The 9,535-nt window shown below is 45.9% G+C and carries 8 protein-coding genes and 1 pseudogene; all 9 read left to right on the forward strand.

The genetic code is table 11. The features are described from left to right. Positions 1-122: 122 nt before the first annotated feature. Positions 123-341: pseudogene (locus IM477_RS00910) on the forward strand (hypothetical protein); the annotation flags it as partial. 99 nt (positions 342-440) lie between these two features. Further along, on the forward strand, positions 441-1,268 hold the full coding sequence (gene minC / locus IM477_RS00915; RefSeq protein WP_287730127.1) for a septum site-determining protein MinC: 828 nt from the start codon (positions 441-443) through the stop codon (positions 1,266-1,268). Positions 1,269-1,441: 173 nt separating this feature from the next. Further along, the gene (gene minD / locus IM477_RS00920) at positions 1,442-2,242 is read left to right on the forward strand and encodes a septum site-determining protein MinD (RefSeq protein ID WP_287730128.1); all 801 of its coding nucleotides are present in this window, start codon (positions 1,442-1,444) and stop codon (positions 2,240-2,242) included. A 29-nt stretch (positions 2,243-2,271) separates the two neighbouring features. After that, a complete protein-coding gene (minE, locus tag IM477_RS00925; protein WP_147069276.1) occupies positions 2,272-2,559 on the forward strand; it encodes a cell division topological specificity factor MinE in 288 nt (95 codons plus the stop codon). Next, entirely contained in the window at positions 2,556-2,744 is a 189-nt protein-coding gene (locus IM477_RS00930) for a hypothetical protein (RefSeq protein WP_002761679.1), read from the forward strand. Before minE ends, IM477_RS00930 begins: the two co-directional genes overlap by 4 nt. A 292-nt stretch (positions 2,745-3,036) precedes the next feature. Continuing rightward, positions 3,037-6,093, forward strand: a complete 3,057-nt coding sequence (ppc, locus tag IM477_RS00935) for a phosphoenolpyruvate carboxylase (RefSeq protein WP_287730129.1) — start codon at positions 3,037-3,039, stop codon at positions 6,091-6,093. Between the two features lie 439 nt (positions 6,094-6,532). Further along, entirely contained in the window at positions 6,533-7,816 is a 1,284-nt protein-coding gene (gene glyA / locus IM477_RS00940) for a serine hydroxymethyltransferase (protein ID WP_287730130.1), read from the forward strand. Positions 7,817-7,894: 78 nt separating this feature from the next. Then, positions 7,895-8,959: a glycosyltransferase family 4 protein gene (locus tag IM477_RS00945; protein ID WP_002732067.1), complete on the forward strand. Its 1,065-nt coding sequence runs from the start codon at positions 7,895-7,897 to the stop codon at positions 8,957-8,959. 67 nt (positions 8,960-9,026) lie between these two features. Continuing rightward, positions 9,027-9,326: a DUF4164 domain-containing protein gene (locus tag IM477_RS00950; protein ID WP_287730132.1), complete on the forward strand. Its 300-nt coding sequence runs from the start codon at positions 9,027-9,029 to the stop codon at positions 9,324-9,326. Positions 9,327-9,535: the final 209 nt, after the last annotated feature.

Raw genomic sequence — 9,535 nt, forward strand, 5'->3', positions numbered from 1 at the left:
GGGTAAAATCGAAACGAGTAGGCTTTTTCCATGTCTCACATTCTAGCATATATTTCGTAAATGTGCTAATATTTAACAGTAAAGCCGTCGTAGAACGACGGGGTTTCAGACCCAAATTTTCGATGAAAACTGTTGCCGATACGGACTTGCAAAGGCTAGAAGACTTAATTATCAACGGACAAAAAGCGCTCGAAACTCGTTTCACGGCGATCGAGAATAGTATCGTCGAAATTAAGGCTGATATTGGCGAAATTAAAGCTGATATCAAGGAAATCAAGCAAGATGTTAAATCCCTAGAGATAGGACAGGCAAAATTAACCGAAAGAGTCGAAGGGATGGAAGGCTATTAGCCATCAGCCATCAGCCATCAGCTTTTTTCTCCCTCACCTCCCCACTCCCCCACCCCTAACTATCCACTGATAACTGATAACTGATAGGCTATGGATGAAACTAAAACCGAAATGAATCAAGAAATCGACTCAGAAACCGAAAAAATTGAGCTATCAGCCTCGGTAATAGAGAGATACGCCCAAATCCACCTAAAAAGCGAGGGTGAGAAATTGGTGCTAATTTTGCCCAAAACCGGTGCCGGGGAGACAAGTCAGGATTGGACAGATATCTTGACAGGATTAAAATATTATCTCCGTAATAGCGGCCAAAACTGCCCCGCTAGAACACCAGTACACCTAAGGTCCAACGATCGCCTGATGGATACGCGCCAACTACAAGCGATCGCCACAATTTTAGACAGTGCCGAATTACCCCTGCATACCATCCAAACCCAAAGAAGACAAACCGCAGTAGCAGCGGCAACCATGGGTTACAATGTCGAACAAATGCGCTCGAATCCCACGGTTTTCGGGGACGAGCAACCGCTGCCATCCCTCCTCGCCGAACCTTTGTACTTAAAAACCACCCTGCGATCGGGTGTAGAAATCCGTCACCCGGGTACAGTTATAGTCATGGGCGATGTCAACCCCGGCGGATCGATCATCGCTGATGGCGATATATTAGTTTGGGGGGGTTTACGCGGTGTGGCCCATGCTGGATTCCGCGGCGATCGAGCAGCGGTAATTATGGCTCTGCGAATCGACTTAACTCAACTGAGGATCGCTGAATTAGTGGCACGCACCCCGGCTTTGAATAGCGATCGCATGGAACCAGAAATTGCCTGTATCAGCGAAGGAGGAATCCGCATCATTGGGGCTTATAATTTTTCCAGAACCTACACCTTTAAAGATCAAGTGGGGTGGGTCGAAAAAAGGTGATCAGTGACCAGTAAACAGTGATCAGTAAATAGTGATTCAGTGACCAGTAAAAATAGGGATTAACTGCGTTGAAATGAAAAACTCTATCAAACCAATAACTGATAGCTGATAACTGATAACTGATAACCGGTAACTGATAACTGATAACTGATAACTGATAACTGATATAAATTATGGCTCGTGTAATTGTAGTGACATCGGGAAAGGGAGGAGTTGGTAAAACGACAGTAACGGCGAACTTAGGTTCAGCCTTATCTCAATTAGGCTGTCGAGTCGCCCTTGTCGATGCCGATTTCGGACTGAGAAATCTCGATTTATTGTTAGGATTAGAACAGCGTATCGTTTATACTGCCCTCGATGTGGTGGCGGGAGATTGTAGCCTTGATAAAGCTTTAGTTAAGGATAAAAGACAGGAAAATCTGGTCTTATTACCGGCGGCACAAAACCGCACCAAAGATGCAATTACTGCCGCTCAAATGAAGGATTTAGTCGCCCAATTGTCAAAAAGTTATGACTATGTATTGATTGATTGCCCGGCAGGAATTGAAATGGGTTTTCGCAATGCGATCGCCGCTGCTCAAGAAGCGATCATCGTTACTACTCCGGAAATGTCGGCGGTGAGAGATGCCGATCGCGTGGTGGGATTACTAGAAAGCGAAGATATTAAGAGTATCCGTCTGATTGTCAACCGGCTGCGGCCAGAAATGATCCAACTTAACCAGATGATCAGCGTCGAGGACATTCTCGACCTCTTGGTAATTCCCCTGTTGGGGATTATTCCCGACGATCAAAGAATTATTATTTCCACTAATAAAGGGGAACCATTAGTATTAGAGGAGAAGACCTCTCTCCCCTCCATGGCCTTTAGAAACATTGCCCAGCGTTTACAGGGTCGCGATGTGCCGTTTCTAGATTTAATGGCCGGTCAAGAAGGTTTTCTTGCTCGTCTGCGTCGTCGCTTGTTTGGGCCTTAAACTCTCTCATCTCAACCCCTTAACCTACTATGAATGACCTGATCGATAAACTTCTAGCATGGCGCGGTTCGGGCAAAAGTGGCGACCAAGCTAAAAAACGCTTAAAACTTATTCTGGCCCATGATCGCGCCGATCTTAGTCCCGAACTTCTCAATATGATGCGTCAAGAAATCTTAGAAGTGGTCAGTCGTTATCTTGATATCGACACCGAGGAAACCGAGTTGATCCTAGAAAGTGACCAACGGACTACAGCCCTGATTGCTAATTTTCCGATTCGTCGCATCAAACGCCGTCCTTTAACCGAGAAATTGCCATGAAAACTCAACCGATCGAGCTTTGGCTTAGTCTAGCAGTTAGTCCCTTTCTTTTATCCTACTTAGGACTACGTTCTATTAATAATTGGTTGATAGAAGTCGGGAAAGACAGCGAGGAAATCTTTCGGGGCGATCGCTTGCCGCTGCTCAATATTCCCGATCAGTTACCGGTCAACAGTGACCAATAATCCAAGAAAAAAGTCCTTTTGCCCCCTGAAAAGAGGCAAAAATAGTGAAATTTTTGTTAAAAATAGGAAAAAATGTGATTCTTTGGGATATAATCTCATTTCTGACAAACCCTAAGAACTAATCCCGATCGATCAGTTATCAGTGATCAGTTATCAATGATCAGATTTGAGTTTTCAGTGAATAGTATTAAGTGGCAAGTTCTGAGCTTTCTTTTCACTGATTATTGATTATTGATTATTGATTATTGATTACTGATTACTGATTACTGATTACTGATTACTGATTAAAATTATGAGCGTCCTTGTCCCCTCGACCGAAACCGAACAGGATATTTTCACCACTTCCAACCTGTTTCTGCAGCAAAGACTGAAATTAATCGAAGATTTATGGAAAGAAGTCTTAGTCTCCGAATGTGGTCAAGAATTAGTTGATTTACTGGAATTACTGCGCCATCTCTGTTCTGAGGAAGGACAAGTGACCGATGATAGTCCGGAAGCAATGATCGCCAAAATGATCGAAGACTTGGAACTAGGGGAAGCGATCAAAGTTACCCGCGCTTTTGCCCTCTATTTCCAGTTAATAAATATTATTGAACAACACTACGAACAAAGGGATCAGCAACTACTGCGACGGACGGTGATCGGGGAAGAAAACGAAAGTCCCAAGGCTGACCCACCGCAAAAAAGCCTTTTAGCCACCATTGTCGGGGCCGATTGGCTAGAAAAAACCCTGAACGAGTCCGATCACTCCGGCCCAAAATCGGGACTATTTCACTGGTTATTTCCCTATCTCAAACAGGTTAACGTCCCCCCCCAAGAAATTCAGCGTCTTCTCGATCAGTTAGATATTCGTCTGGTTTTCACGGCCCACCCCACGGAAATTGTCCGTCATACCATTCGCATTAAACAGCGCCGTATCTCAGGCATTCTCGAAAAACTCGACCAAGCAGAAGAAATCTTTCGCAGTATGGGGTTAACTAACTCCAGAGAAGCACAAACAGTCACCAAACAGTTAAAAGAAGAAATTCGTTTTTGGTGGCGAACAGATGAACTACACCAATTTAAACCCACCGTCGTCGATGAAGTGGATTATGCCCTGCACTACTTCGATGAAGTTCTCTTTGATTCCCTACCCCAGTTAACCCTGCGTCTGCAGCAAAGTCTAGAATCCTCCTTTCCCCGTTTACGAGCGCCGAAAAATAACTTCTGTCGCTTCGGTTCTTGGGTCGGGGGAGATCGGGATGGCAATCCCTCCGTTACCCCCGAAGTCACCTGGAAAACCTGCTGTTATCAGCGCAATCTCGTTATTAAAAAATATCTCGATGCTATTCGCGACCTGACCAGTATTTTAAGTGCCTCCCTGCACTGGTGTCACGTCTTGCCGGAGTTGCTGGACTCCCTGGACAGAGATAAACAGCAAATGCCCGAAATCTATAGCCAGTTAGCAATCCGCTACCGTCAGGAACCCTATCGCCTCAAATTGGCCTTTATTCAAAAACGTCTGGAAAATACGCGTGATCGCAATGATCGCCTCAATGACCCGGAAGAACGACAATTATTAACTAAACTCAACGAAACCAACATCTATCGCTCCGGTTCCGAGTTTTTAGCCGAATTACAGCTATTACAGCGCAGTCTCTTGCAAACCGGTCTTTCCTGTCAAGAACTCGATCGAATGATCGCCCAAGTGGAGATTTTTGGCTTTGTCCTGACTCAGTTAGATTTTCGGCAGGAATCCACCCGTCACGCCGAATGTATCGAAGAAATCGCTCAATATCTCGGAGTTTTACCCAAACCCTACGGCCAATTAAGCGAATCAGAAAAAATCGCCTGGTTAGTGGGGGAACTAAAAACCCGTCGGCCCTTAATTCCCCGGGAAATGCCCTTTTCGGAAAGAACCTGCGAAACCATTGAAACCCTGCGAGTTTTAAGAAGTCTGCAAGGGGAATTTGGTCTGGAAATCTGCCAAACCTACATTATCAGCATGACCAACGAGGCCAGCGATGTGCTAGAAGTGCTGTTATTAGCCCAAGAAGCCGGTTTATACGACCCCGCCACTAGCCGCAGTTCCCTCCGCATCGTTCCCCTCTTTGAAACCGTCGATGACCTCAAACACGCCCCCGGCATCATGCAGACTTTGTTTGAATTGCCCCTCTATCGGGCAACCCTAGCCGGCGGTTACGACCATTTAGGGGCTTTAAACGGGGAGGACGTGACCCCGGAACCTGCCATCTTGGAACCGAGTAATTTACAGGAGATTATGGTGGGTTACTCCGATAGTAATAAAGATTCCGGCTTTTTGAGCAGTAATTGGGAAATTCATAAGGCCCAGAAGGCTTTACAAAAAACCGCTAAACAATACGGCTTGGATCTACGTCTTTTTCATGGCCGGGGCGGTTCCGTCGGTCGGGGTGGTGGACCGGCCTACGCCGCTATCCTCGCCCAACCCCGGGGAACGATTAACGGTCGCATTAAAATCACCGAACAAGGCGAGGTTTTAGCCTCGAAATACTCTTTACCAGAATTGGCCTTGTATAACCTCGAAACGGCCGTAACGGCAGTCATACAGGCAAGTTTACTGGGCAGTGGTTTTGATGATCTCGAACCCTGGAATCGCATCATGGAGGAGTTGGCCACCCGTTCACGGCAAACCTATCGCAGTTTGATTTATGAAGAACCGGACTTTTTAGACTTCTTCCTGTCTGTAACTCCCATTCCTGAAATTAGTCTTTTACAGATTAGTTCCCGACCAGCGCGCCGGAAAAGTGGTCAACAGGATTTAAGTACCCTGCGGGCAATTCCCTGGGTATTTAGTTGGACCCAAACCCGTTTTCTTTTACCAGCTTGGTATGGTTTAGGGACAGCTTTACAGATGTTTCTCGATGATTCTCCTAGCAGAAATTTGGAATTGTTACGCCATTTTTATCACAAGTGGCCTTTCTTCCAGATGGTGATTTCTAAGGCAGAAATGACTCTATCGAAGGTGGACCTACAGATGGCCTATCACTACGTCAGTGAACTTTCTAAACAGGAAGATCGAGAACGTTTTCAACGTCTGTTTGAAAGGATTAAAGAGGAATATAATCGCACCAGCGAGATTGTTCTCCAGATCACCGGCGAGAAACATTTATTAGATAATGATCCGAGTTTACAGCGCTCGGTCCAGTTACGCAACGGTTCGATCGTTCCCCTCGGTTTCCTACAGGTGTCTCTCCTCAAGCGTTTACGTCAATACAATAGTCAAGCTCAATCCGGTGTGATTCATTTCCGCTATTCTAAAGAGGAGTTGTTAAGGGGCGCTTTAATGACGATTAATGGTATTGCCGCAGGGATGAGAAATACCGGTTGATTACAGGCAATTAATGGTAATTTTCGGGGGGGTTATCTTGAAGGTAATCCACCCTCTTTTTTGGATTTGTCAACTTTTTGTAGAACTTCTACTAAGTTGTTATTTTTAAAGGGAAAATCACCGCTAAAATTGGGCATTACTTCCGATTTTATCACTCAATCCAAGCTTTTGGGGGGTTCTACCGAAACCCGAAGTATTTGGCATGGATAACTGTAATTTTTTCTTGCTTTTAACTGGCAACTTCTCTTAAATTAGCTAAGATTACTATTACTTATTGACTAAAAATGAATATTTTACCGCTAACAGTTGACAATTGACGCTCGATCCCGAAGAGAAGCAATTAAGCTCACTGGTGTGTCGGAAGATTAGAGATTGTGCCAAAATGGAGAAAGTGACCCAATGATTACAGGTAAATTGTTAAAGAAAGGATCGAGTAACCGTGACTGATACGAACTTAGATATACTATCCTTGACCGATCCAGCGATCGCAGGGATTCTGCAAAAAGAACTGCAACGTCAAAGAGATCACCTAGAATTAATCGCTAGTGAAAACTTTACCTCGGCTGCCGTCATGGCCGCCCAGGGTTCGGTTTTAACCAACAAATACGCGGAAGGACTGCCCAAAAAACGCTACTATGGCGGTTGCGAATACATTGACGAAGCGGAACAATTAGCGATCGATCGGGTTAAACGACTATTTGGGGCAAACCACGCTAACGTACAACCCCACTCCGGTGCCCAAGCTAATTTCGCCGTTTTCCTGACCCTCTTGCAGCCCGGCGATACGATTATGGGTATGGATCTCTCCCACGGTGGTCATCTTACCCACGGTTCCCCCGTTAACGTTTCCGGAAAATGGTTCCGAGTAGTACAGTACGGAGTAAGTCCCGAAAGCGAACGCCTTGACTACGATCTCATCCTTGACATCGCCCGCAAGGAAAAACCCAAACTAATTATCTGCGGTTATTCTGCCTACTCGCGCCGGATTGATTTCGAGAAATTCCGCGCCATCGCTGACGAAGTGGGGGCCTACCTGATGGCAGATATCGCCCATATTGCCGGTTTAGTGGCCACCGGTCATCATCCTAACCCCCTACCCCACTGTGATGTGGTAACTACCACCACTCACAAAACCCTGCGCGGTCCTAGGGGGGGGTTAATTATGACCAAAGACGAGGAATTAGGCAAAAAATTCGATAAATCCGTCTTCCCCGGTACCCAAGGCGGTCCCCTAGAACACGTGATCGCGGCGAAAGCGGTGGCTTTTGGGGAGGCCCTGAAACCGGAGTTTAAAATCTATTCAGGACAAGTAATCGCTAATGCCCAAGCTTTGGCAGGTCAGTTGAAAGCTAGAGGGATTAAAATTGTCACCGATGGTACGGATAATCACTTGATGTTACTCGATTTAAGATCCGTGGGCATGACCGGGAAAGAAGCCGATCGCTTGGTGAGTACTATCAATATTACCGCTAATAAAAACACTGTTCCCTTCGATCCCGAGTCTCCCTTTGTCACCAGTGGTCTGCGCTTGGGTTCCCCGGCTATGACCACCAGAGGACTAGGAGAAACGGAATTTATCGAGATTGGCAACATTATCGCCGATATTCTCCTTAATCCAGGTGATGAAGCCCTGAGAACTACTTGCCGTCAACGGGTAGCGAAACTCTGTGAAAGCTTCCCCCTCTATCCCCATCTCCATATTTCCGTCCCCGCCTTGGCCTAAAACGAGAGATAATAAAAACTCATAATTGGCGATTGCCTGTCAGTTGCCAATTGTGAATTAAATCGCCCCCCAATTCCCATGTCTGGAGATTTATACTATCTAATTGCTTTTCTGATCGCCCATACCGTGGTACTTTGGAGTACCCCCCTAGTCAGAACCGTCGGACTGAAAAGCGGTTACGTCGATAAACCCAACGAAAGGAAGGTCCATGAAAAGCCCATGGTTCGACTGGGGGGAGTTTCGATTTTTGTCGGCGCGTTAACTGCCCTCCTGATCGTTTGGTGGTTGGGAGGGTTTGCCGGTTTAAACAGCGATCGAGAATGGGAAGTGTGGGGCGTAACCCTAGGCGGTTTGGGCTTTTTCCTCATCGGTCTAGCGGATGATCTTTTTAATCTTTCCCCCCTCAATCGTCTGGTAATGCAGTTTAGCGTCGCTTTTCTAGCTTGGCAAGCCGGGGTAAGGATCGATTTTCTCTCTATTCCCTTCGGCGATTTATTACAAATTCATTGGCTAAGTTTACCGATTACTCTCCTCTGGTTAGTGGGGATGGCTAACGCGATTAATTGGATTGACGGTTTAGATGGATTAGCGGCGGGGGTTTCGGGTATATCTGCCGTGGTTATTTTAATTGTAACTTTGGTGATGGGACAACCGGCCGCCGCTATTATCGCCGCCGCTTTAGCGGGTGGGGCCTTGGGTTTTCTGCGTTACAATTTTAACCCCGCTCAAATTTTTATGGGGGATGGTGGGGCCTATTTTATGGGTTTTACCCTCGCGGGTGTGGCGGTGATTGGATTGGCGAAAACTACTGCTGTGACTACCGTTGCCGTTACCGCCGTCCTATTGCCCTATCTCATCCTCGCGGTTCCTCTCCTCGATATGTCCACGGTGATTATTTCCCGTCTCAAACGCGGAAAATCCCCTTTTGTGGCTGATAAACGTCATTTACACCACCGTTTACTGAAAGCAGGTATCTCTCACCGTCTGACAGTATTATTTATCTACGCCCTAACTCTCTGGGTGGGCAGTTTAGCCCTCGGTTTCTCCAATGTTCCCAGTGGTTGGGGTTTTGCCTTTGGTGCAACTCTCCTCCTCGGTTACGTCGGTTGGCAAGTCTGGCGCAATCGTGGCAGTGAACCGTAAGCCATCTTAAACTAGAAAAAAGATTAATAATTAAGATAGCGGCAGGATAACTCTGGGAGTTTAGCAAATGTCTAACGAAACCGTAATTTATTCCCTTGAAACGGTCCTCAAGGAAATCAAAGACAGCATCAAGGAAGTCAACCACAAAGCTGATAGAATCGAGCAACGTCTGACAAAATTAGAAATCGGACAGGCAGAACTTAAAGGAGAAATTAAAGCTTTAGATGAGCGACTAAGCACAAAAATTGACGGATTGACCGCTAGAGTTGCCTATCAAGAGTTTACTAATCGAGGCATTTTGATCGCCCTTGTTGTTGCTATTTTAGGAGGAGCAGCTAAACTTTTTGGATTTATTGGCAACCCCTAGAAGTTGCCCTTAGCATCATAAATTTTTCCTATCTTATTTGGCTCTTCGGTAATTGTTATGCAATGGACGGGGGTTATAAGGGATGGAACCCTTATATAGAAAGGCATTTAGCGATTTTTGTCAATTGTTTTTTATCTAGAGCGAACTAATCAATTAAGTCTCTTGCCAGATAAGGATTTAGTCGATTTATGCCCCCCTATCGAACCATA

The organism is Microcystis sp. M090S1 (assembly GCF_020246295.1).
Lineage (GTDB): Bacteria > Cyanobacteriota > Cyanobacteriia > Cyanobacteriales > Microcystaceae > Microcystis > Microcystis aeruginosa.